The sequence below is a fragment of the Peribacillus sp. NPDC101481 genome (assembly GCF_044767165.1).
Classification (GTDB): domain Bacteria; phylum Bacillota; class Bacilli; order Bacillales; family DSM-1321; genus Peribacillus.
The window spans coordinates 1,426,880-1,451,458 of sequence record NZ_JBIWNJ010000001.1 but is presented as its reverse complement, the minus strand read 5'-3'; the positions used below and the strand labels follow the sequence as shown (position 1 = coordinate 1,451,458).

Genomic DNA, 24,579 nt, shown 5'->3' with positions numbered 1-24,579 from the left:
TGGCAGAAGATTTAAACTTTTCTATGCTCTTGTGAAAAATGATCAATTAAATGATAGCTTTCCTGTTCTATTTCCAATATAATTCCTACAACGGATCGTGTTTCAATATTCTGTGTAATCGTTTTTCTGGCATGAGCGGCACCTAGTTTTATGCATTTATAACTTTAATGCTTAAAAGCGTTTAATTATTAAAGAAAAATATAGTGACATTTATGGACACTTCATTTATAATTGATTTAATCATACATGAAATATTCTAAATTTTTCATTGATAAAACAATCGGGGTGGATGTTCGAGGATCCGGATGGGATTTTTTTTAGTTTGAGTCCGCTGAACCGATTTCTATTTTAAAAAACGAAGGGATGGATTTGTAATGAGCAACAAAGAGCTTGATGGACTTCGTAATCAACTGGATGATGTGAACCTTCAGTTATTACATCTTATTAATCAACGTGCTGAACTTGTACAGGAAATTGGTCGCGTTAAAGAAAAACAAGGTGTAAACCGTTACGATCCGGTCCGTGAAAGAACAATGCTGGATCTTATCGAAGCCAATAATCAAGGACCGCTTGATCTTGGTTCGATTAAACATATTTTCAAAGAAATCTTTAAATTGGGCTTGGAGTTACAAAAAGATGATCAGAAGAAAACGCTTCTTGTATCGAGAAAACAAAAGGCTGAAGACACGATCATCGACATTAAGGGTGAATTGGTCGGTAACGGGATCCCTAGCTTCGTTTTCGGACCATGTGCCGTTGAATCTTATGAACAGACAGCTGCGGTGGCGGAAGTCATTAAAGCTAAAGGTTTGAAATTGATGCGCGGCGGTGCATTTAAGCCACGTACATCTCCATATGACTTCCAAGGGCTTGGTTTGGAAGGATTACAAATACTTAAACGTGTTGCTGATGAATACGGCTTGGCTGTAATCAGTGAAATCGTTAGTGCCAACGATATCGAAGCGGCAATCGATCATATCGATGTCATTCAAATCGGGGCGCGCAACATGCAAAACTTCGACTTGCTAAAAGCGGCAGGTGCTGTAAATAAACCAGTTCTTTTAAAACGTGGACTGGCGGCAACGATTGAAGAGTTCATTCATGCAGCGGAATACATCATGTCGCAGGGCAATGGCAACATCATCCTTTGTGAGCGCGGTATCCGTACTTACGAAAAAGCAACAAGAAATACACTTGATATCTCTGCTGTACCGATTTTAAAACAAGAAACTCATTTACCGGTCATGGTTGATGTAACGCATTCAACTGGACGTCGCGATCTTCTGCTTCCTACGGCTAAGGCGGCTCTTGCAATCGGTGCTGACGGTGTTATGGCTGAAGTGCATCCAGATCCTTCCGTTGCTTTATCGGATTCTGCACAGCAAATGGACTTCAAACAATTTGATGAATTCTACGAAGAAATTAAACGTTTGAACTGGGTAACAGTATAAGCTAAGAAATTCTTTAAATGATCTATTTACGGCCCTTACCAACTTGGCAAGGGCTTTTTTTAATGGTAAAATACTAGTTTTTGCAGAAAAAGCTTCGAAATGAGCACTATTGGATTGCAGGAAAGATTCGACTATCGTATGATAAATAACAAGAATGAGAACTGTTCGGAAGATTGAGTCATACATAAAGTGATATCTATGTGAATTTTATACTTGAATAGGGTATTGAATATTTGACTGAGAAGAGAGTAGGACTGCATTTTTTGTTAGGCAGATCGTTCCTAAAATAATCTTCCTTATAGAGAAAAACGCATAAAAGATTATTTTCCGAAATAATTCGGGTCTTTTATGGGGAAAATGAAAGAAATGGAGGAATGGATAAATGAATAATATAACCATTTATGATGTGGCGCGTGAGGCGAATGTTTCCATGGCCACCGTTTCCCGCGTAGTTAACGGGAATCCAAATGTAAAGCCTGCAACAAGGAAGAAAGTTTCAGATGTAATTGAGAAGTTAGGGTACCGTCCCAATGCAGTGGCAAGGGGACTTGCCTCAAAGAAAACGACTACAGTCGGGGTCATCATCCCGGATATCTCAAGCATCTTTTTTGCAGAATTGGCACGGGGCATAGAAGATATAGCCACCATGTATAAATACAATATCATTCTAAGCAGTTCTGATGAGAATATAGATAAGGAATTCCATTTGCTGAATACGATGCTTGGAAAACAAGTGGATGGTATCGTATTCATGGGCGGCAACATTTCTGATGAGCATGTCAAAGAGTTTAAGAATTCACCTGTTCCAATCGTTCTGGCAGGCTCGGTGGATGAAAGCGGACAAGTTCCATCGGTCAATATTGATTATGAGGCGGCGGCATTCGACGCAGTGACCTTCTTCGCTAAAAAAGGCCACAAGCATATCGCTTTTGTAAGCGGAAACCCTTCGGCGTTGATTAATGAAATGAAATTGACTGGTTATAAACGTGGATTGAAAGAAGCTGGGCTTCCATTTGATGAAAGTTATGTCGTTGAAGGTGATTATACATATGATTCAGGAATTGAATCTTTTGAAAAGTACCTGGAAGCTGAAGACAGACCGACAGCATTCATAGCCGGTGCTGATGAAATGGCGCTTGGAATTGTCCATGCCGCTCAGGACAAAGGGTTTAATGTACCGGAAGACTTTGAAGTGATCAGCTTCGATAACACGAGATTGACCTTGATGGTACGTCCGCAAATCACGACGATCGTTCAACCTTTATATGATATTGGTGCGGTTGCGATGAGGCTTCTTACAAAGTTGATGAATAAAGAACAAGTGGAGGAAGGTCTTGAAAAAGTGATCCTGCCACATCGGATTGAAAACCGTCAATCAACGAAATAAACTGGTTTGGAGAGTGTCCCGAGGGCACTCTCTTTTTGTTTCTCAAATGTTTGCCCCGAACAAAAAAGATCGTTTTTCAACGATCTTTTGGTTAACTTTGTTCATTGCTTTTCGTTGTTTGCCTGGAAGACCTGATGGGATAAAGGACCTTTTCAAGCGTCAGGGCATTCTTCTCGGTAATTTCAGGCTTCCTCGGAATGGGTTCATATATATCCTCCATGTCATCCCATTCATTTGGCAGGGGAACAGGGGACTCAGGCTGCCAGCAATCGAGCCATTCCTTTGATAGGGGACCTGATATATCATTATTCGTCATTTCAAGCCAGACCCTCGCCCAAGCCCTCGGGACGACGCGCCATATATCATATCCACCGCCGCCCACTGCAATCCACCGTCCTTCACAATACTTATGGGCCATTTCGTGGGCCAGCTTTGGTATTTCCCTATAAATTTTCATGGTGGCTGATAAATGGGTGAGCGGATCGTAATAATGGGAGTCGGCTCCGTTTTGCGTTAATATGACATCCGGTTTGAAGAATTCAATGACTTCTTTAAAGGAAGCCATGTAGCAATCGAGCCATGATTCATCTTCAGTGAACGCATCGACCGGGATGTTGAATGAATAGCCGTAGCCTTTTCCCTGGCCTCGCTCGTTAATATTGCCGGTGCCGGGAAATAAGTAGCGGCCCGTTTCATGGATGGATAGTGTACAAACATCCGGGTCATCATAAAATGACCATTGGACTCCATCACCATGATGTGCATCGGTATCGACATACAAGACACGCGCCCCATATTTTTTTTGCAGGTATTTAATCGCGACCGAACTATCGTTGTAAATGCAAAAGCCCGAGGCTTTTCCGCGGAAACCGTGATGCAGGCCACCGCCAAGATTAAGTGCGTGCAAGGACTGGCCGGTCATGACGGCATCCACAGCCGTCAAGGTACCGCCTACAAGCAATGCACTTGCTTCGTGCATTTTGGGGAAGATGGGGGTATCCTCCGTTCCTAGCCCATAATTCACAGCCTTTTCAGGGGGGAGCTTTCCCTGGCCTGCCAACCTGACAGCGTTTACATAATGGTGATCATGAATCAGTTCCAATTCTGCATCGGTTGCCATTCTGGGCTTGATAATTTGATCATCATTGATTGCATGGTGTTTTTTTAATAAATCAAGCGTGAGTTTAAGCCGTTTTTGATTGAATGGATGCTCATCGTTGAATTTGTAGGTAAGGAGTTCATCCGAATATACGAAAAGGGATGTATCATTCATGTGAAAACCCCGGTAGACTAGGCCATAAAACGGTATAGCCTTCTTTCTTCAAATCCTCCACCACCATGAATGGATTCATCGTCTGTACACGAATTACAAGAATTTTATAGTCGGTTCCATTTTTTTCAGGATAAACGAGGGTGCTCAGGATATTCGTATTGCGCCTTTTGAAAATATGGGCAATATCATGAAGGGAACCTGCCTTATCCGGGATTCTGATTTCGATTTGGGAACCGGGCTGATTGACTCCAGTCAACTCAACGTATGAATGAAGTAAATCAGAACCGGTTATGATTCCCACTAACTTCCTTCCCTTTACGATTGGAAGGCAGCTGATATTGTTATCACAGAAAACAGCCCCGATTTCTTCCACGAAATCCAGCGGGTGCCCTGTGATTATTTCCGTTTTCATGATGCTTGATAGTGGTTTTTGTAAATCATTTTTGTATTCTTCGGTACGGAATATAGAAGGGGCAGCATCCCGAATATCACGGTCGCTGACTAATCCCACAAGTTGAAAGCTGTCATCGACAATCGGGATATGGCGAATTCGCTTCTCCTTGATGATCAAGACAGCGCTATGGATTGTATCGGTTGGAGTGAGGGTGATAATATCCTCATTCATTATTGTTTCAACAATCATTTTCCTTCCTCCTCTTACTCGCCTCTTTAATACATAAACCGATTCATAAAACGCAATTGGTCGAATTTCTGGATGGATTCCGGCGGGACCCTTTTGCCAATACGGGCCATCAGACAGTTGGCCGGGTGGGAACTGATTTCAGGGTCATCTGTTGCAAAGTAGACCAAACCACCGGCACTCATCATTTTTTCCATGACCTTGCGATAGTCCCAAATATTCAGACCTGTCCCTTTCAAATCCCAATGCCAATAGTATTCAGTGGTGATGATGATGAAGTCTTCAACCGAATCGTCTTCCATGGAAAGGCGGATTAGGTTTTTCCCGACGGAGGCACCCCGGTATTTAGGGATGACCTCGATTGCACCAAGCTCAATCAGGTCCTCCATCTTGATTTCAGACCAGCGCTCCAAGGGATCGGGATATAAGTAAGTTACATAACCCACGATTGTTTCATTTTCACGGGCGATAAAGATCCTGCCCTCAGGCAAGTCTGCAATCTCTATTAACGCTTTATGCTGCAAAGCAGGCGGGCGAAAGGCGACCAAGTCTTCGTGAAACTCATAAGCGGACATTTTTTCGCCGCTTAACGGCCCCTCGATGATGAGCGTTCCGCTTAATGTCTGCAGTTCCTTAGTGTAAAAGGTCTTACTATATTCCATTCTTTCACCACCCTTGTTATATAGTAATCTTACACTCTCGCATTCCGGAGTATACGAAGCATTGCTTTTAAAAACTGACCGAATGGAAAGCTTACATAAATTATACATGAAAACGAGGGGCATAATTCAGAAAGTTCAAGGCGCTTTTGTTACATTGCTTCGTCTTTCACGGCCATCATATGGATTCGCCTTAACCATAACAATATACCAGTTGCTTTCAAAATTCACCAAGAAGGGATTTCCCTTATATGGAAGTATTCAATATTTTAAAAATTGAGATAATTCGATTCTTATACTATAATAAAAATATAGAGCCGAATGAAGGGGGAGTTTGTCGTATGAATGTGAAAGCGTTACCAGTAGTGGAAGGTAATTTTAATTTAAAGAATTATGATGAAAAATACAATAAGTTTGACTGGTCTGAGACGGAAAAGGAATTCTCCTGGTCTGAAACCGGTAAAGTGAATCTTGCGTATGAAGCCATTGACCGCCATGTCGAAACATACAAAAAGAATAAAGTGGCCCTTTATTACAAAGACGATAAAAGAAATGAAAAGTATACATTCAAGGAAATGAAAGATTATACGAATCAAGCGGCCAATGTGTTCAAGAACATTGCCAATGTGGAAAAAGGAGATCGTGTTTTCATCTTCATGCCTCGCTCCCCGGAGCTTTATTTTGCATTGTTGGGTGCGATTAAAACGGGAGCGGTCGTAGGGCCGTTGTTCGAAGCCTTCATGGAAGGAGCCATAAGGGACCGTCTTGAAGATAGTGAGGCAAGTGTGATAGTGACGACACCTGAACTTTTGCCGCGTGTCCCGGTGGATGAATTACCCCATTTAAAGCATATTTTCTTGGTGGGGGAAAATATAAAAGAAGAAGGAAATTACCATAACTTCAATAAAAAATTAAAAGAAGCCGACAAAAAATTCGAAATTGAATGGGTGGATCGGAATGACGGTCTGATTCTTCACTACACCTCAGGTTCCACAGGCAAACCAAAAGGAGTGCTGCACGTTCATAATGCGATGATCCAGCATTATCAAACGGCAAGGTGGGTCCTTGATTTGAAGGATGAGGACGTGTATTGGTGCACAGCGGACCCTGGATGGGTGACAGGGACGTCTTATGGGATATTTGGACCTTGGCTGACAGGGACCTCGAATGTCATTGTAGGCGGGCGGTTCAAGCCTGAATCCTGGTACAAGACCTTGGAAGACTTTGGTGTCACGGTATGGTATAGTGCCCCGACTGCCTTCAGGATGCTGATGGGCGCAGGTGACGAAATCGTTAAGCGGTTCGATTTGAGTTCTCTCCGCCATATATTAAGTGTGGGTGAACCGTTGAACCCGGAAGTGGTGCGCTGGGGAATGAAGGTATTCAATCACCGTATCCATGATACATGGTGGATGACGGAGACCGGGGCACAGGTCATCTGCAATTATCCTTGCCTGGAAATCAAACCTGGCTCGATGGGCAAACCGATTCCAGGTGTGAAGGCGGCAATAGTGGATGATCAAGGCAACGAGCTTCCGCCGCATAGAATGGGGAACCTTGCCATCAAGAAAGGCTGGCCTTCGATGATGAAGACCGTCTGGAAGAATGAAGCTAAATATGAATCTTACTTTATGCCAGGTGATTGGTATGTTTCAGGAGATTCCGCATATATGGATGAAGATGGTTATTTCTGGTTCCAAGGCCGTGTTGATGATGTCATCATGACGGCAGGGGAGAGGGTAGGTCCTTTCGAAGTGGAAAGCAAATTGGTCGAGCATCCAGCCGTAGCCGAAGCGGGGGTCATCGGTAAGCCGGATCCGGTTCGGGGGGAAATTATCAAAGCGTTCATCGCACTTCGTGACGGATACGAGGCAAACGATGAATTGATTGAGGAAATTCGTACATTTGTAAAGCATGGTCTAGCAGCACATGCGGCACCTCGTGAAATTGAATTCAGGGATAAACTTCCTAAAACAAGAAGCGGTAAAATCATGCGTCGTGTCTTGAAAGCTTGGGAACTTGATCTGCCAACTGGTGATTTATCATCGATGGAGGATTGAAAACTTAGTCTTACTGATTATTGAGAAGGAAAAGGCATCCATGGTCACTTCCATGGATGCCTTTTTGGGGAGAGTATAAGGAAACAGGCTGTCGGGGTAACCGACAGCCTGTTTTTAGTTCAAGAAAGAGTGTCATTCTTCCTCTTCTTCAGCTTTATCCGTGTCTTGCTCTTTATCATTGACGGTGCCTTGCTCTTTGTCGGTCTCTTGATTTTCCTGATCTGTATTCTCTTTGTTTTGATCTTTATCTTGAGCTGGCTCTTTATTATTATCCGTTTGCGTTTCTTTTTCTGGTTCTTTTTCTTTTACTTTATCTGAACCGTTCTCTTCTTTTGAGTCTGTTTTTTTATCTTCGTTAGCTATTTTATCTTTTCCACGATCATCTTTAGTTTTTGTGGAATCTTCTTTTGAACCGGTCTTTTTAGCGCCGCTTTCAACACGTTGAGAAGGGGCTGATTCTTTGCCGACTATGTCTACGGCCGTTACATAATAGGAACCGCCTGAGCCGACTTTATAAACAAGGCTCTCCCCAGCATTGATGCTCGCCACTTTCTTGCCGTCTTTATAGACACGATAACCGACGACATCTCCTTCATCATGCAAGCCCCATGTAATTTTATCGTTACCGATCGTTATGGATAGGGGATCTGGTGCTTTGCCATTATCATTCAATTTCGCTGTCGCCCCGACGACATTTCCTGATTTTTCGGCTCCAGGAATCACGGAGCCCGGGTCAACGACATATCTCAATCCGATATCTGCAAATGAATCTGGATTCAACATGAACCCGCCGCTTGTGAATTCGCCAGGCGTTTGCGGAAGGGCTGCGTAGCGTTTGCTGCCGACTGATACATATTGTCCATCTATGAAACTATCATCCGCCCTGGATGGAGCATATTTCGCGATGAATAAATCCGATTTGACAAGCCCGGCCTTTTGGCATGAACTTGAAGGAAGCAGTCCTGAAACGCCACAGAAGGAACGGCTGACAATTCCGCCCGGCATTTCAAATCGCTTATCGGGGTCGATGAGTTTAGGGTCGACTTTATATGCGGCATTGATCAGATCTGCCCAATAATACATATTACGTTTATTATATTCAAGACCATTATAGGTCCCTTGCAAGGATTTCGGTGTATCATATCCCAGCCATGTACCGAATGATACATTGGGATTCGTAGCGACGAACCAAGCGTCCCAATAGTTTTGTGAAGTACCGGTCTTACCTGCCCAATCGCTTGAGAAGGCAAGTCGGTTCCTGACCGAGGACGCCGTCCCGCTGTTTACGACATCACGCATCATATCAAGCGTCAAGTAAGCGGCTTGCGGAGAGAAAACATCCACTGGTTTCACTTTATGCTGATAGATGACTTTGCCATCTTTCGAAACGATCTTATCGATCATATAAGCATCGATGAAATCTCCTGAATTGGCAAATGTACCAAATGCATTGACGTTTTCTTCAACGGTTACACCTTTTTCCATCGCACCTAATGACAAGGCAAGATTGGAGTAATCCCCTTTCGTCACGGTGGAGAAGCCCATTTTTTCCAAATACGAAGCGGGGCTCAGGTTGATTATTTTTTTGTAAAAGAGCGCTGCCGGGATATTGTAGGAATTCTTCAGGGCCTCGCGGGCAGTCGATACTCCCGTATAGCTGCCGCCGCCATAGTTTCCTGGACTCCACGGTTTGCCGCCTGTTGGAATGGAAATCGGCACATTAGCCGATACGCTGCCAGGCGAGATCTTGCCTAGCTCGATGCCTGGACCATATATCACCAAGGGCTTCATCGTAGATCCGTTCGATCGCAATGATGCGGTGGCGTGGTTCGTCTGTTCCCGCTTGAAATCACGGCCGCCTACGAAACTGATGATTTTTCCTGTTTTATTTTCGATGAGAATGGCCCCGGCTTCAACGGGCTCACCCACCGTTTTCATTTCCTTCGTATCTGGATCGACGACTTGTGCCGTTTTATCGTATCCATAATTCGGATAGTTTTTCGTAACTTCCTGCATCTTGTCATAAATCTTTTTATCGATTGTCGTATAAATCTGATAGCCGTTTTGCCGGAGCTTACGATCGGCAAGTGCTAGATATTGAGCTTTTAAATCATCATTCTTTAAATCTTTCTCTTCATATCCATCTTCTTTTGCCAGACTGACAGATAGGATTTCGATGGAGCGTTTTTCGATTTCATAGGTGAGCCATGGATATTTCTCCGACGGCATCTCCGTTTTACCGATAAAGTCTTTTGTAATGTCGTATGCGTTTGCTTTATCATATTCTGCTTTTGTTATGTATCCGTTACTATACATCCGCTTTAAAACGGTTTTCATCCGGTTGATGCCGGGCACTTGATTTTCCTTCAATTTTCCTTTCTGGGTATATGGTGTATATCCGAAAGGGCTTTGCGGCAATCCAGCGATAAAGGCTGATTGGGGCAGTGTCAGATCTTTGGCCTCCACGCCAAAAATACCTTCAGCGGCGGACTCGACCCCGGCGATGTTACGGCCTGAAGAGTTTCGTCCCAAAGTGGAGACGTTTAAGTACGTTTCCAAAATCTCTTCTTTTTCAAAGAATTTTTCGACCCGGAGCGCAAGCAGGATTTCTTTTGCTTTCCGTTCAAACGATACTTCGTTGGTCAGGACCTGGTTTTTAATGAGCTGCTGTGTTAATGTACTTCCTCCCGATTGGACGGTTGCATTCGAAAATTCCTGGTAAATCGCACGCAGGATAGCTTTCGGGACAACCCCGTCATGCTCATAAAAATACTCATCTTCAGTAGCGATGACTGCATTTTTTAGATGCTCGGAAACTTTATCGATGGACACTTCTTCACGCTCAAGGTCACTCTTAAGCTTGCCCAAGTATACTTCATCAGCAAAGTATACTTCAGAGGTCTCTTCATAATTGTAAATGTCTTTTTTCAAATCTTCTTTTGAGCGTACCGGCTCATCATTGACGAGGGCAGCGAAATAGCCGGCTCCGACGCCGCCGGCGAATGAGAATCCTAGAATCCCGACAATAATGAAGATCAGCGTTAAATTCCAAATGACTTGGTATGTAACCCGCGCGTTCTTATGTGTTTTTTCATTTTGAAAAAAACGGGTCAGCTGCTTCCAGACTGTTAGAAATCTATCTTTTTGATTATTATTCATCGTATCATACCCCCTGAAATCACATATATTATAGCATACAACAGGTAGGGGAAAGGGCATCTTTCTTATTTTTCTATAATCTGTAAGGGTATGTTGACAAGGAATCTTATGTATGATAAAAGTTTATTAACAACAATAAAATGATTAAATGATCGCGATGATAGGACCCAGTAGTCAGACTATCCCTGTTTCAGAGAGCCGGTGGTTAGTGGAAATCGGTACAAATAGTATGATGAATTACTTCCTGGAGCATTTGCTGTGAAATGATTAGTAGCAGGAAACGGTTGACGACCGTTATTCGTCTTGAGCGGAGGGCATAGTATGTCCTCAAGTTGGGTGGTACCGCGAATTCATTCGTCCCTTCATATTTATGAAGGGGCGTTTTTGTGTGCTTTTTGCGGTTTTTTTCTAAGATGAGGAGGAAAATTAAATGGAATTGCTTAAAGACCTCGAATGGAGAGGGATTATTTATCAACAAACGGATGAAGAGGGGTTTAAGAACCTTTTAGAAAAAGAGAAAATTTCTTTATACTGTGGTGTCGATCCAACTGCGGATAGTATGCATATCGGACATCTATTGCCATTCTTGACATTGCGCCGTTTTCAGCAGCATGGCCATCGTCCCATTGTATTAGTGGGTGGTGCGACTGGACTTATCGGTGATCCAAGCGGTAAAAAAGAGGAACGCCAGCTGCAAACGCTGGAAAAAGTGCTCTATAATGCCGACTGCATAAAAGGGCAGCTATCCCACATCTTTGAATTCGAAGGTGAAAATGGTGCGATCATGGTCAATAACTATGACTGGATAGGTAAAATCGATATGGTCACGTTCTTGCGTGATTATGGGAAATACATCGGCATTAACTACATGCTGGCAAAAGATACGGTTGCTTCCCGCTTGGATACGGGAATTTCCTTTACTGAATTCGCGTACACGATCTTACAAGGAATTGATTTCGGCCATTTGTACAGCAATTACAACTGTAAATTGCAAATTGGCGGCAGTGATCAATGGGGCAATATTACGACTGGGCTGGAAATGATCCGGAAATCCAATGATGAGGATGCAAAAGCATTCGGTATGACGATCCCGCTCGTAACGAAAGCGGATGGAACGAAATTCGGTAAAACGGAAGGCGGAGCGATTTGGCTTGATCCTGAAAAGACGACTCCGTATGAATTTTACCAATTCTGGATCAATACAGCCGATGCTGATGTCGTGAAATACCTGAAATTCTTCACATTCCTATCTCGTGAGGTGATTGAAGAGTTAGAGCAATCCGTACAGTCCGAACCGCATTTGCGTAAAGCGCAAAAAGCTTTAGGGGAAGAAATGACCCGTTTGATTCATGGTCAGGAAGCTCTTGACCAGGCAATCAAAATCTCTGCAGCCCTATTCAGCGGAGAGGTGAAGAATTTAAGTGCGGCGGAAATCAAATTGGGCTTCAAAGATGTTCCTAGCTTCAAACGTGAAAGCAAGGAAGATATCGGTTTGGTCGATTTAATCGTTGAAGCGAAAATTTCGCCATCAAAGCGTCAAGCCCGGGAAGATATTCAGAATGGGGCAATCTCCATAAATGGGGAGAAAGTGACTGATCTGCAATATGTAGTGACGGAAGCTTCTAAGATTGAAGGGGAGTTCATCCTGGTTCGTCGCGGCAAAAAGAAATATACATTAGTGAAATGATTGTTCAAGGCCCGGCTGAATTACAGCCGGGCTTTCTCATGCAGGGGTGTTTAGATGCAAAAAAAACCCCATCCAAGGATGGGGTTTTTGAAGTTATTAACGAGAGTAGAACTCAACGATAAGAGCTTCGTTAATTTCAGCAGGCAATTCAGAACGTTCTGGTAAACGAGTGAAAGTACCTTCTAATTTCTCAGCATCAAAAGTAAGGAAATCAGGAACGAAGTTAGTTGCTTCAACTGATTCTTTAATGATTGAGAAGTTACGTGATTTTTCACGAACTGAAATAGTTTGTCCAAGAGACACTTTGTAAGATGGAATGTCTACGCGGCTTCCGTCTACAGTGATGTGACCGTGGTTAACAAGTTGACGTGCTTGACGACGTGTACGAGCTAAACCAAGACGGTAAACTAGGTTATCAAGACGTGATTCAAGAAGAACCATGAAGTTTTCACCATGTACACCTTTAAGTTTGCCAGCGCGGTCGAACATTGTGCGGAATTGACGTTCAGTGATTCCGTACATGTGACGAAGTTTTTGTTTCTCTTGTAGTTGCATTCCGTATTCGGAAATTTTTCTACGTTGGTTAGGACCATGTTGTCCTGGAGCATAAGGGCGTTTTTCTAATTCTTTACCAGTACCTGTTAGGGAAATTCCTAAACGACGGGATAGTTTCCAGCTTGGGCCAGTATAACGAGCCATAGGATGACTCCTCCTTTAAATGTTTTTATTTTGGTAAAATAAAAACCGTGTGAATGTACGATTATGACCATTTTGTTTTCATGTACCTTCGCCCTAGCAGCAGAGGGTTACGAGATACACCTCTGTATTGAGGAACAAAATGAGAACATAAAGGCTGTCACATAGGCTGCAATATTTTACACAAAGAGTATTGTATAATATTTGGCTCAATGAGTCAAGGACAGTTGTGATTAATTAAAAGGCGTAGATAAAGAGAATCGCAGCAGGTAAATTTAAAAACGGCAATTTTTTTGTGAGGTTTTTTCAATGTAAGCGTGATAATGAATGGAGAAAAATATCAAATGGGCCGATGAGGCGTTATATATTGTGAAGAATTCAGGAAGGACCGGGTACATGTACATGGGGCCTGTAATGGAAAAGGGAGCAGGCAAGGATTGCCGCTCCCTTTAACTTTATAGATGCCTGGAAAGGATTTCAGCGAACTTCTCCAGTCCTTGCTGATCCATTTCGTCAAAACGGTCCGTGACCGGACTGTCGATATCGAGGACACCGATCAATTTGCCATCCTTCATGAGCGGTATGACAATTTCAGATCTTGATGCCGCATCACAGGCGATATGTCCAGGGAATTGGTGGACATCCTCTATGCGAAGGGTTTTTTCAGTCGCCGCTGAAGTCCCGCAAACACCCCTGCCCATTGGAATGCGGACACAGGCTGGAAGGCCCTGGAAGGGTCCCAAAATTAATTGGCCTTCTTCGTATAAATAGAAGCCGACCCAGTTAATCTCATCAAGAAACTGATTAAGTAAAGCTGCCGCATTGCTTAAATTGGCTATCCGGTTCGTTTCATCTTCAATTAAGGCAAGAAGCTGCTTTTGGACCAGATCATAGTTATTTTCTTTTTTTCCTTGATACATTTCGACATTAAACAAAAGCGTTCACCTGTCTTCCGCATATTTTTACAGCACTTTCTAATCATGTTGCTTTATTGTTGGGAAATTGTCGAGAACTTACTAAAGGATTCAGGCTCTTCCGTGAAGAAATAGTCCACAAGACTTGTCTCAAAGAAAGCGAGGGATTGCCTGAATGAATCGCCAGACGCCAACGAAACAAGCCATTGTGGAAGCTGCATTGCATTTATTTCATTTAAAAGGCTATCATGCTACATCCATACGGGATATTGCGAATAAAGCCAAAGTGAACGCTGCGAATATTGCCTACTATTTCAAGAATAAGCAGGGGTTGCTGGAATTCTGTTTCACTTCCTATTTAGAAGAGTATATCCTGGTCCTTGAGACGAACATGACACTGCTGGAACTAAAAGGCCCGCAGCATTGCTTGATGAATCTTGTAAAGGATATTCTCGCTTTCCAGAGGGAAAACTTCCTTGCTGCACGGTTCATATATGGGGAATCTTCACTCGATTCCAATTTAAATCGTGAAATTCATTCGACTTATTTTACAAAGGAAAAGTCTTATTTTCAATATATTTTGGAACAGGGGATCAAGAGCAGGAGTTTCCAGCAGGTCTCGGTTCCCATGTATATGCTGCAGTTGAAGGGTTTATTGACGGCCCCTGTCCTGCATACCCATTATGCGATGGATGTGCTTCATGTGTTCCCGCAGGAAGCCTATTACACGAATATATATGCCAATGAAGTCGGACGTTTTTTGCAGGATACCCTTTTCATCGACCTACAGCCACTGTTAGCCGGGCGGAGCTGAAGTGTATACATGAGTTACCCATTGAACCCTTCAATCAGTGCCTGATGGCCCTGACCCAAATCCTTAGCCTGATGTGCATCGGAACCGTAAATAAGCGGAATGCCGAGATCGAAAGCACGCTTTGCAAACCGTTCAGGAGGGTATGGTTCACGGCATAGCGGCTTTACCTGCCCTGCTCCATTATAATCTAGTTCGTACCTTTCTTCTTTGATCATGTCGAGCACCTTGTAAACCCGCTCGTCAAAACTAGAAGCCGGCGGATATCGATGCTGGAATTTATGGACAAGCGTAATATGCCCAATCCGTTTTGGTTTATAAATGCCTAAATCAGTTGTTATTGATTTTTCCAGAGTATCGTAATATTTGGCATACACCGATTCCACTGAACCTAGTTCATTGGCAATCTCACCAAACCCATTTTCGCTGAAATCGATGCAGTGCCAACTGCTTTGATGCTTGATGAAGTGGACGGAAAGTATACTATCATCAAGGAATTCTCCGATTTCGTCGAGGAATTCTTTTGTTTCTTTTTCATAACCCTCTATAAAGTCAACCTCCAGACCTGTTTTGATCAGGATTTTGTCTTTATGGCGTTCTTTCAGTACGCGGAGCTCTTGAAAGTAATCCAGGAGCAGGGCAGCGTCCATGCCGCTGTCTTTTTCAGGCGTAGGATCTTGAAAATTTCGTGGCAATGGAGCATGTTCCGTAAATGTGATTTCCTTTAATCCTAGTTCGATTCCCCGCGTAATATATTCATCGAATTTATCCGTAGAGCCGTGAGGGCAAAACGGAGTGTGCACATGACCGTCAGCTTTCATGGTCCTTCCCTCCCAAAAAACAGGTATTTGTAGCAATTTTCTACAAAAAAAACATTTTTCTCGTCAAAAATTATTGCTAACATGGTATCATAAAAGCATTAAATTTAACATTTTTAAAATTGATATATAAACGGGCAAGACTGTAAGGATTAGAACAGGGGGCTTACCATGGATTACATAATTGGGGTAATTGTATTAATTTTGATTTTCATCATTTGGGGTTATTTTTTCAAAAAGAGATATTTTAAAGAAATCGATCGACTGGAATCCTGGAAAATAAGCATCATGCACCGCCCCGTGCTGGAAGAGCTTTCTAAAGTCAAACAATTGAACATGACAGGTGAAACAGAGGAAATGTTCGAAAACTGGCGCATTGAATGGGACGCCATCATTACTGATCATATGCCCGAAGTCGAAGAGCTTTTATTCGATGCCGAGGAATTCGTCGATAAATACCGTTTCAGCCGATCAAAAGAAGTACAGCGCAAAATTACAGTCAAGCTGAATGAAATCGAGGAAATGATCAAAAAGATATTATACGAACTGAATGAACTCGTAGGCAGTGAGGAAAAAAACCGATTGGAAATTGAGGATATCAAGGAATCCTACCGTCAATTGAAGAAATCCCTGCTTGCACATAGGCATAATTACGGGAAAGCTGCTGATAAGCTGGAAAGTACCTTGGATGAAGTATTGCAGATCCTTCAAAAGTATGACGAAGAGACCGTGAATGGCAATTATTTGAATGCGAGGGAGCTTGTTCTATCCATTAAGGAAAAATTGGCGGTTCTGTCGGTTAAAATGGAAATGCTCCCGAAATTATTGGTAGATAGCCAATCCGAGCTGCATTCCCAGCTTCAAGAATTGAAGGATGGTTATGAGGAGATGTCAGGACAGGGGTATCTGTTGAGCCATATCCAATTCGAGCAGGAAATATCCCGGCTTGAGGAAGAGCTGGAACTATATAAAACACAATTGGAAAATGCCGAAACGGAAGCAGTGGATAAAGGCATTAAAGATATGCGCGAAAGCATTGAGGTGCTTTATGACCTTTTGGAAAAAGAAGTACTTTCAAAACAGTATATCTTGAAAAATGATGAAGTTCTCAGGAAAACGATTAGTGACCTTGAATATGAAAACGATAAACTTAAAGTTGAAACCATACATGTTCAACACACATATCATCTGACGGAAAATGAGCTCGATGCACAACGGAAAATGGAAAAGCAGATTGCCCAGATTTCGAAACGCCATCAATTGCTTGTATTGAAAATGGAGGATAATGTGATGGCAAGCTCCCTTATCAGCGAAGAGATGCAGGGGCTGGCTGCACAGTTGAAGGAATTACAGGAAAATCAGAAAGACTTCACCATTAAATTACAGGCTTTACGGAAAGATGAAATGGATGCCAGGGATTCACTGGCTGAATTGAAACGTAAAATGGTCGATACAGGACGATTAATTGCAAAAAGCAATATTCCGGGTCTTCCGGAAGAGTATAAATTGGTGCTATCTGATGCCAAAGAAAGCATGGATGATGTCCAGGGGAAACTTGAAGAAAAGCCGCTTGACATGGCAGCTGTTTATATTTATTTGGAAAAAGCGGTTCAACAGGTGAATAGGGTCCACGAAAAAGCCCAAGAATTAATCGAACATATGTATTTGGCCGAAAAGGTGATCCAATTCGGAAATCGCTATCGAAGCAGTCACGATATGGTTGCCGAGAGCCTTAGGGAAGCCGAGGCGAAATTCCGAAGCTATGAATATCAAGCAGCGTTGGAAACGGCAGCAACGGCCATAGAAAAGGTCGACCCAGGCAGTTTACGAAAAATCGGGGCGAACATAGAAGAAGTCCTTTCCTAAAAACCCGCCAAGGCGGGTTTTTTTCTTTTACCGGATGGACCGTGAATAGACAGGTGGGAAGTTTAAATCATTCTGAGGAATAAAAAGAAGCAATTCCTCCTATCATTCATGGACCAGTGTTTTACATTCTCTTTCAAATTCAATTATGTTAATATTAGATGTTGCAACAGCAACATTGAAACTTATATTTAGTAGAGTGACCATCATAGATACAAAAACATGGAAGGTGAGCCCATGATTTATTTTGATAATAGTGCAACAACAAAACCATATCCCGAAGTAATCGAATCATTCATGAAGGTTACTTCGGACTATTTCGGGAACCCCTCTTCACTTCATGGACTTGGGGTGCAATCCGAAAAACTGCTTTCCGCTGCAAGAAAGCAAATCGCTGATTTATTAAAGGTGAAGAGTTCGGAAATATATTTCACTTCCGGGGGGACGGAAGGAAATAATCTTGCCATTAAAGGAACCGCACACTTTCAGGGAAATCGCGGCAAACACATAATCACGACAGCGATTGAACATCCTTCTGTAGAAGATGCATGCCAATCATTGACGAAAATGGGTTATGAGATCACATATCTTCCCGTTAATGAATTTGGGCAAATTGATGTAATGGACCTAAAGGATGCATTGAGGGAGGATACCATTCTGGTTTCCGTCATGCATGTTAATAATGAAGTTGGCTCGATACAGCCGATTGCTGAAATCGGCAAATTGATAAAACATTACCCAAACGTGCTCTTTCATGTCGATAATGTGCAGGGAGCAGGCAAAGTTTCTTTATCATTGCGTGATGCCAATGTGGATTTATGTACAATTTCCGGCCACAAGGTCCACGGCTTGAAGGGGACGGGCATCCTTTATGTTCGTGAAGGCGTTCGGATCGATCCGCTTTTCCATGGCGGCAATCAAGAAACGAAAATCAGGAGCGGTACCGAAAATGTTGCGGGAATCGTCGCCCTATCGAAGGCTTTGCGTATTAGTATGAACAATCAATTGCTGTATCATGATAAGCTGCAGCAAATCAAAACTTATTTATATAAAGGTTTGAAGGAAATGGACGGGGTATTGGTTAACAGTCCTGAAGAAGGGGCACCACATATTGTGAATTTTTCCGTTCCCGGACTTAAATCCGAGGTATTGCTGCATGCACTAGAATCGGAAGGAATATATGTTTCGACAACTAGTGCCTGTTCTTCGAAAAAAAGGACGATAAGCAAAACGGTGGATGCAATGTTCCATAATTCGGCTCGTTCCGAAAGCGTCATCCGAATCAGTACTACCTATGGCAATGAAATGGAAGAAGCAAAGCAAGTTCTGGCGGCGATACAGAAAATAGTCGCTAATTTAGAAAAAATAATGAGGGTTGCAAAATGAAATTTGATCATATAATTATCCGTTATGGAGAAATCTCCACGAAAAAAAGAAACCGTAAAGGCTTTGTAGACAAAATGAAGGCACATATTCGCTGGAGTTTAAAAGATATTGAAGGTGTAGTGCTTACAGCCAACCGGGAGCGGATGTACGTTCTCCTGAACGGTGCGGACCATAAGCCTGTCATTGACCGATTGAAAGGCATTTTTGGAATTCAGTCATTAAGCCCTGCGATAAAAATAGAGCGTGATCTGGAAGTGATGAAAACGGCAGCATTGTATTACCTGAATCATACTCTTGAAGAGGTAAAAACGTTCAAGATCACGACAAAACGCGCGGATAAGGATTTTCCATATAATACCGATGAAATTAACAGGGCAATCGGCGGGCATTTGCTTCGAAATACAGAGGATTTAAAAGTGGATGTAAAGAACCCTGATTTGAACCTGTTAGTGGAAGTGAGACGCGAAGCCGTGTATTTGACAGGTGAAATCATCCAGGGGGCAGGCGGTCTTCCATTCGGGTCAAGCGGAAAGGCGATACTGATGCTTTCAGGCGGGATTGATAGCCCTGTTGCGGGATTCCTTTCGATGAAACGGGGATTGGACGTGGAAGCTATCCATTTCTACAGCCCACCGTTCACGAGCGAACGTTCACGTCAAAAGGTCATTGATTTGGCGGGCAAGCTTGCCGAAATAAATGGAAGCATGAAAGTGCATATCGTTCCATTTACGGAAATCCAATTATTGGTTCAAAAGCAAATCCCGGAAAACTACTCAATGACTACTACCCGTCGTTTAATGATGCGGGTCGCCGATCGAATTCGTGAAAAGGAAGAAGCCATGGCACTGATTACCGGTGAAAGCCTTGGGCAGGTTGCGAGCCAGACGATGAGCAGCATGTTCGCCATCAATGAGGTGACGAATACACCGATCCTGCGCCCCCTGATTACCATGGATAAAACGGAAATCATCAAAATTGCAAGAGAGCTTGATACTTTTGAAATATCCAATCTGCCGTATGAGGATTGCTGTACGGTCTTTACGCCGGCAAGCCCAAAAACGAAACCGAAACGTGAAAAAGTCAATTACTATGAAAGCTTCGTCGACTTTGATTCCTTGATTGAAAAAGCAGTCTCCGAAACAGAAGTATTGACAGTTAAACCTGGTCAGACTTTCGATAAGGAAGAAGCGATGGAAGACTTATTTTAATATCCTGTAATTACCAATAAAATAGTGCGAATGAAGCCATGTGTTTTAACACACTCTATAATCACAAGGAGGTGAAAAACACATGGCAAACAACAACAGCTCAAACGAATTATTGGTACCTGGAGTGGAACAAGCTCTACAACAAATGAAATATGAAATCGCTACAGAATTCGGCGTACAACTTGGTGCCGACACAACATCTCGCGCTAACGGTTCAGTTGGTGGAGAAATCACAAAACGCCTTGTTCAAATGGCTGAACAACAATTAGGCGGAGGCTTCAACAGATAATTTAATAAATATGGCTACAGAGAGCGGGTTTTAACACCCGCTCTCTTTACGTTTGCGGACTGAATTCGTGGACGGCTGAATAATTAACGATTTAATAAATTCCTTAGTTTTACTACATAATTGTTTACTGTTTTATATAATATGAAACCTTATTGGATGGAAGAGATTTGCGACACTCCTGCCGAATAACTGGCTAGCCAAGACCCCACAGGCGCTTGCGCCAAGGAGGCTTGGCAGACAGTCGGCGGAAAGAGAGCGGATTTCCGAAAGGGGTATGTGTAATGATTTCCACTCCAGGCACTCGCTTTCCGCGGGCGGTCCGGGAGCCTCCTCGGCGCTCGCCTGCGGGGTCTCCCTTGGCCACGCTTTTCCCACAGGAGTCTCGTACCTTACGTTCCAATCACTGGAACTTCTATTTTAAGAAATATTGTAGGGAAACTGGCTAATCTTCTCCAATTCGTCTACAGTCTGGCGGTTCCATCAATTTTCCGGCAAAAGGAGTTCCGAATTGCTCTCGCCCCGAACCAAAATTTTAAAAGTAAACTAGATTATCCTTCATAGTTTTTTACAGTATTTCTTAAAGGATGGAAGAGATTTGCGACACTCCTGCCGAATAACTGGCTAGCCAAGACCCCGCAGGCGCTTGTGCCGAGGAGGCTTGGCAGACAGTCGGCGGAAAGGGAGCAGGTTTCTGAAATCAGCGGAATTTTCAAAAAGAAAAACTGCAGACAAACTCACTTTAAGAGTTGTCAAAAGGCTATAAGAGAGTGGGTTCCTAAACCCGCTCTCTTTATTTATTTGTAAAAATAAATAGAAATATTAGAGAAGTATCTTGTATAATGAGTAGGTACTAAGAGTTCATAATTGGAGGGGAAGAATATGAAGCGTGAAGACTTATTGGCTCCGGAACATTACAACTTAGTGAGTGAAATGGAACGTTATGCAAAAGATCCAGAAAAAGTTGCCGTACTCTGGGAGAACGAAACCGGAGATAAAAAACAACTTACATATGAGAATTTATTAAAAAGTGCAAATAAAATTGGAAATGCCTTAAAGAAAAAAGGACTGGGTAAAGGTGATACGGTCCTTATCATAATTCCTCGTTTGGTGGAAGCATATCAAGTGTATTTAGCCGCATTGAAAATTGGCATGATTGTCATACCTTGTTCGGAAATGCTTCGTGCGAAAGACTTGCAGTATCGAGTCAACCATGGTGATGTTAAAGGAATCATCAGTTATCATGAATATACTCATGAATTGAATGAAATAGAAGGAGCGGAAAGCCTTCTGAAATTCTCAATCGGAAAACGAATCGAAAATTGGTTGGATTTGAATGAGCTTGCCGGCAAAGAATCCGATCAGCTGACAATGGCCGACACGAAGAGTGGGGATATGGCGTTCTTATCGTATACTTCCGGAACGACAGGAAATCCAAAAGGGGTCGTCCATACACATGGCTGGGCTTATGCACATTTGAAAACGTCTGCTGCAAACTGGCTCGGCATCAGCGAAACGGATGTGGTTTGGGCAACTGCGGGTCCAGGGTGGCAAAAGTGGATTTGGAGTCCTTTCCTGGCGGTTCTAGGAACGGGAGCGACCGGTCTTGCTTACCATGGGAAGTTCGAGGCGAAAAAGTATCTACAGTTGCTTCAGGACTACAAAGTGAATGCATTATGCTGCACACCAACCGAGTATCGATTGATTGCAAAGGTGGAAAACCTTGATGACTATGATTTATCCCATCTTCATAGTGCTGTATCAGCGGGAGAGCCTTTAAATCAAAAAGTGTTCGAGGTCTTTAAAAACCATTTCCATATTGAAGTGCGTGATGGATATGGACAGACCGAAAATACCCTGTTGGTAGGTGTAACAAAAGGAATGGAAATTAAATTGGGCTCCATGGGCAAACCGACACCGGGCAACCATGTGGATATCATTGATGATTCCGGTAAGCCCTGTTCTCCTGGTGTAGTGGGGGATATTGCCGTACATGTCGATACACCTGCACTCTTTAAAGAATATTTTAAAGATCCCGAGCGGACATCGCAGCAATTCCGTGGGGATTATTATATCACTGGCGATCAGGCGAAAAAGGATGAGGATGGTTACTTCTGGTTTGAGGGTCGTTCCGATGATATCATCATCAGCTCGGGATATACGATTGGACCGTTTGAAGTGGAAGATGCCCTCGTTAAGCATCCATATGTTAAAGAGTGTGCCGTTATAGCAAGTCCTGATGAAATAAGGGGAAATGTGGTCAAGGCGTATGTCGTCTTGATGGATGATATCGATTCGAACAGCCAGGACTTGATCAAGACGCTTCAATCGCACGTGAAAGAATTGACTGCCCCATATAAATATCCAAGGAAAATCGAATTTTTAGAAGAGCTGCCCAAAACGACGTCAGGTAAAATCAAACGGGTGGATTTACGGAAAAGGGAAGAAGCACTCCTTAACAATTGATCGAAATGCATGACCGTCAGCCTCCAAGGCTGGCGTTTTTTATTGACAGGGGCTTGGGTAAAAGCATAAATATGGGAATTCGTGATATGAGATGGTACACTTACTGCATATCTGCACAGTAACAATCATTTAATAAGGAGTGTAAAGCCGGTGGGAACGTTATGGTTCAATGGGTCGATTTATACGATGATTAAAGAAAATGATCAAGTGGAGGCAGTCTACACTGAAAAGGGGGTAATTGTTGATACCGGCAGCCAGGGCTATTTGAAAAATGAGTATGCCGGCAATATTTCCAGGGAAATCGACTTAAAAGGACAAACGATGCTGCCGGGGTTAGTGGACAGTCACCTTCATTTGGTCGGGCATGGTGAAAGGCTGCTTCGTTTAGACCTCTCTTTGATGGATAGCAGGGAGTCGATCATGAAATCCTTGAAGGAAAAGTGCTCAAAGACCCCGGCTGGAAAGTGGATCGTTGCCGAAGGGTGGAATGAAAACGAATGGCCGAGTCCTGAATTGATATTACGGGATGAGCTCGATGTGATATCGACGGAACATCCCATCGTATTGAAAAGGATTTGCCGTCATGCCTTGGTGGTCAATTCCCGCGCCCTTTTGGAAGCGGATATTAAAGAAGATATTAAAGAACCTTCAGGCGGGGTGATTTGCCGTTATCATGACGGACGTTTAAATGGTTTATTTAAAGAAAGTCAGGCACAGAACCTTATTTTAGACAGTCTTCCCGGCATTGATCAAGAGTATATCGAAAACGCACTCACAGAGGCCATAGAAGACGCATATAAGCTAGGTTTGACTGGCGGACATACTGAGGACCTCCATTACTATAATGGCTTCATGCCGACATATCAGGCGTTTAAATCGGTAATCGAGGACCGGGAAATGGCCTTTCGCGCGAACTTGCTTGTCCATCATGAAGCGTTTGAAGAAATGCTGGCAGCAGGAGGCGGTTATCAGAAAGGTACGCGATATATTAAATTCGACAGCATGAAGATATTTACGGATGGCTCCTTAGGGGGACGAACAGCCCTGTTGAGCGAGCCTTATGTAGATCAAAAGAATACGAATGGAGTCGCGATATTCACTGAAAACGAGCTTCAGGAATGGGTGAAAAAAGCAAGGGCTGCCGGAATGCCGATTGCTGTCCATGCGATTGGCGATCTCGCTTTTGAATACGTCTTGAATGCAATTGAGTCACTCCCCCCGCAAGAGGGACAGAGGGACCGGCTCATCCATGCACAGATCGTCCGGCCGGAGCTGTTGCAGCGGGCGGCAAAGCTGCCGTTAATCTTTGATATCCAACCGGGCTTCGTCCCGTCCGATTTTCCGTGGGTGGAAGAAAAGGTTCCAGCCAATCTGTTGGAATCCTCATATGCCTGGAAAACCTATTTGAATTTGGGCATCATTTGTGCGGGTGGGTCGGATGCACCCATTGAGCCATTAAATCCAATTTTGGGCATTCATGCAGCTGTCACAAGGATGAAAATCAATAGTGAGGACCATACCGTATATGGCTTGTCTGAAAGGCTTTCCGTTTACGAGGCTTTCGCATTGTATACCAAAGGGAGTGCTGCAGCAATCGGCCAGGAAAAACGCCGCGGTGTGATCAATAAAGGGTACGATGCCGATTTTACCGTGTTTAATCTGGATGTCTTTGCTGTTGCGCCGGATGACCTCCTAAAAGCTGAGGCGGTCATGACGGTCATCGATGATAAAATCATGTATGATAAAAATTAACAGTTGCAAAAAAAGAAATGGAAATACAAAATTGTTAGATGGAATTAGATAAAGGAATGTAAA

General features: G+C 43.2%; 18 protein-coding genes and 1 other annotated feature. Of the genes, 11 read left to right on the top strand and 7 right to left on the bottom strand.

Going from position 1 to position 24,579, the window contains the following annotated elements; all coding sequences use genetic code 11:
* The first annotated feature begins 374 nt into the window (after positions 1 to 374).
* Entirely contained in the window at positions 375 to 1,451 is a 1,077-nt protein-coding gene (locus ACIROD_RS06945) for a bifunctional 3-deoxy-7-phosphoheptulonate synthase/chorismate mutase (RefSeq protein WP_101222960.1), read from the top strand.
* A 382-nt stretch (positions 1,452 to 1,833) separates the two neighbouring features.
* Positions 1,834 to 2,838 carry a catabolite control protein A gene (gene ccpA / locus ACIROD_RS06940; RefSeq protein WP_101222959.1) on the top strand — a complete coding sequence of 335 codons (1,005 nt, stop codon included), beginning with the start codon at positions 1,834 to 1,836 and terminating at the stop codon, positions 2,836 to 2,838.
* Positions 2,839 to 2,929: 91 nt separating this feature from the next.
* Here the strand turns inward: ccpA and ACIROD_RS06935 are convergent, their stop codons facing one another.
* The 3 genes from ACIROD_RS06935 to ACIROD_RS06925 are packed head-to-tail and all read right to left on the bottom strand — an operon-like array spanning position 2,930 to position 5,413.
* On the bottom strand, positions 2,930 to 4,111 hold the full coding sequence (locus ACIROD_RS06935; protein ID WP_101222958.1) for an acetoin utilization protein AcuC: 1,182 nt from the start codon (positions 4,109 to 4,111) through the stop codon (positions 2,930 to 2,932).
* Positions 4,104 to 4,754 (bottom strand): acetoin utilization AcuB family protein, encoded by a 651-nt coding sequence (locus tag ACIROD_RS06930; RefSeq protein ID WP_101222957.1) that lies wholly within the window; start codon positions 4,752 to 4,754, stop codon positions 4,104 to 4,106. Before ACIROD_RS06930 ends, ACIROD_RS06935 begins: the two co-directional genes overlap by 8 nt.
* A gap of 26 nt (positions 4,755 to 4,780) precedes the next feature.
* On the bottom strand, positions 4,781 to 5,413 hold the full coding sequence (locus tag ACIROD_RS06925; RefSeq protein WP_034309235.1) for a GNAT family N-acetyltransferase: 633 nt from the start codon (positions 5,411 to 5,413) through the stop codon (positions 4,781 to 4,783).
* A gap of 338 nt (positions 5,414 to 5,751) precedes the next feature.
* Between ACIROD_RS06925 and acsA the strand changes: the two genes are divergently transcribed.
* Entirely contained in the window at positions 5,752 to 7,470 is a 1,719-nt protein-coding gene (gene acsA, locus ACIROD_RS06920) for an acetate--CoA ligase (protein ID WP_402938964.1), read from the top strand.
* 132 nt (positions 7,471 to 7,602) lie between these two features.
* Here the strand turns inward: acsA and ACIROD_RS06915 are convergent, their stop codons facing one another.
* On the bottom strand, positions 7,603 to 10,629 hold the full coding sequence (locus tag ACIROD_RS06915; RefSeq protein WP_402938961.1) for a transglycosylase domain-containing protein: 3,027 nt from the start codon (positions 10,627 to 10,629) through the stop codon (positions 7,603 to 7,605).
* A gap of 148 nt (positions 10,630 to 10,777) precedes the next feature.
* Positions 10,778 to 10,994, top strand: a binding site (T-box leader).
* Positions 10,995 to 11,059: 65 nt separating this feature from the next.
* Between ACIROD_RS06915 and tyrS the strand changes: the two genes are divergently transcribed.
* Positions 11,060 to 12,316, top strand: a complete 1,257-nt coding sequence (gene tyrS, locus ACIROD_RS06910; protein WP_101222954.1) for a tyrosine--tRNA ligase — start codon at positions 11,060 to 11,062, stop codon at positions 12,314 to 12,316.
* 96 nt (positions 12,317 to 12,412) lie between these two features.
* Here the strand turns inward: tyrS and rpsD are convergent, their stop codons facing one another.
* Complete coding sequence (gene rpsD, locus ACIROD_RS06905; protein ID WP_241592485.1) at positions 12,413 to 13,015, bottom strand: 30S ribosomal protein S4; 603 nt, start codon at positions 13,013 to 13,015, stop codon at positions 12,413 to 12,415.
* 452 nt (positions 13,016 to 13,467) lie between these two features.
* On the bottom strand, positions 13,468 to 13,947 hold the full coding sequence (locus ACIROD_RS06900) for a GAF domain-containing protein (protein ID WP_101222953.1): 480 nt from the start codon (positions 13,945 to 13,947) through the stop codon (positions 13,468 to 13,470).
* Between the two features lie 154 nt (positions 13,948 to 14,101).
* On the opposite strand from ACIROD_RS06900, the gene refZ reads away from it, so the two are divergent.
* A complete protein-coding gene (refZ, locus tag ACIROD_RS06895; protein WP_101222952.1) occupies positions 14,102 to 14,740 on the top strand; it encodes a forespore capture DNA-binding protein RefZ in 639 nt (212 codons plus the stop codon).
* 14 nt (positions 14,741 to 14,754) lie between these two features.
* On the opposite strand, the gene hisJ is transcribed toward refZ, so the two are convergent.
* The gene (gene hisJ, locus ACIROD_RS06890; RefSeq protein WP_402938954.1) at positions 14,755 to 15,558 is read right to left on the bottom strand and encodes a histidinol-phosphatase HisJ; all 804 of its coding nucleotides are present in this window, start codon (positions 15,556 to 15,558) and stop codon (positions 14,755 to 14,757) included.
* A 168-nt stretch (positions 15,559 to 15,726) separates the two neighbouring features.
* On the opposite strand from hisJ, the gene ezrA reads away from it, so the two are divergent.
* From ezrA to ACIROD_RS06860, 6 genes are all read left to right on the top strand, one after another.
* Entirely contained in the window at positions 15,727 to 17,421 is a 1,695-nt protein-coding gene (gene ezrA / locus ACIROD_RS06885) for a septation ring formation regulator EzrA (RefSeq protein ID WP_101222950.1), read from the top strand.
* Between the two features lie 234 nt (positions 17,422 to 17,655).
* Positions 17,656 to 18,804 (top strand): cysteine desulfurase family protein, encoded by a 1,149-nt coding sequence (locus ACIROD_RS06880; RefSeq protein WP_402938951.1) that lies wholly within the window; start codon positions 17,656 to 17,658, stop codon positions 18,802 to 18,804.
* Entirely contained in the window at positions 18,801 to 20,012 is a 1,212-nt protein-coding gene (thiI, locus tag ACIROD_RS06875) for a tRNA uracil 4-sulfurtransferase ThiI (RefSeq protein WP_402938948.1), read from the top strand. The genes ACIROD_RS06880 and thiI overlap by 4 nt, the downstream gene beginning before the upstream one ends.
* An 82-nt stretch (positions 20,013 to 20,094) precedes the next feature.
* A complete protein-coding gene (locus tag ACIROD_RS06870) occupies positions 20,095 to 20,301 on the top strand; it encodes an alpha/beta-type small acid-soluble spore protein (RefSeq protein ID WP_034309203.1) in 207 nt (68 codons plus the stop codon).
* 879 nt (positions 20,302 to 21,180) lie between these two features.
* Positions 21,181 to 22,764 carry an acyl-CoA synthetase MbcS gene (mbcS, locus tag ACIROD_RS06865; protein WP_402938945.1) on the top strand — a complete coding sequence of 528 codons (1,584 nt, stop codon included), beginning with the start codon at positions 21,181 to 21,183 and terminating at the stop codon, positions 22,762 to 22,764.
* Between the two features lie 150 nt (positions 22,765 to 22,914).
* The gene (locus tag ACIROD_RS06860; RefSeq protein WP_402938942.1) at positions 22,915 to 24,516 is read left to right on the top strand and encodes an amidohydrolase; all 1,602 of its coding nucleotides are present in this window, start codon (positions 22,915 to 22,917) and stop codon (positions 24,514 to 24,516) included.
* Positions 24,517 to 24,579: the final 63 nt, after the last annotated feature.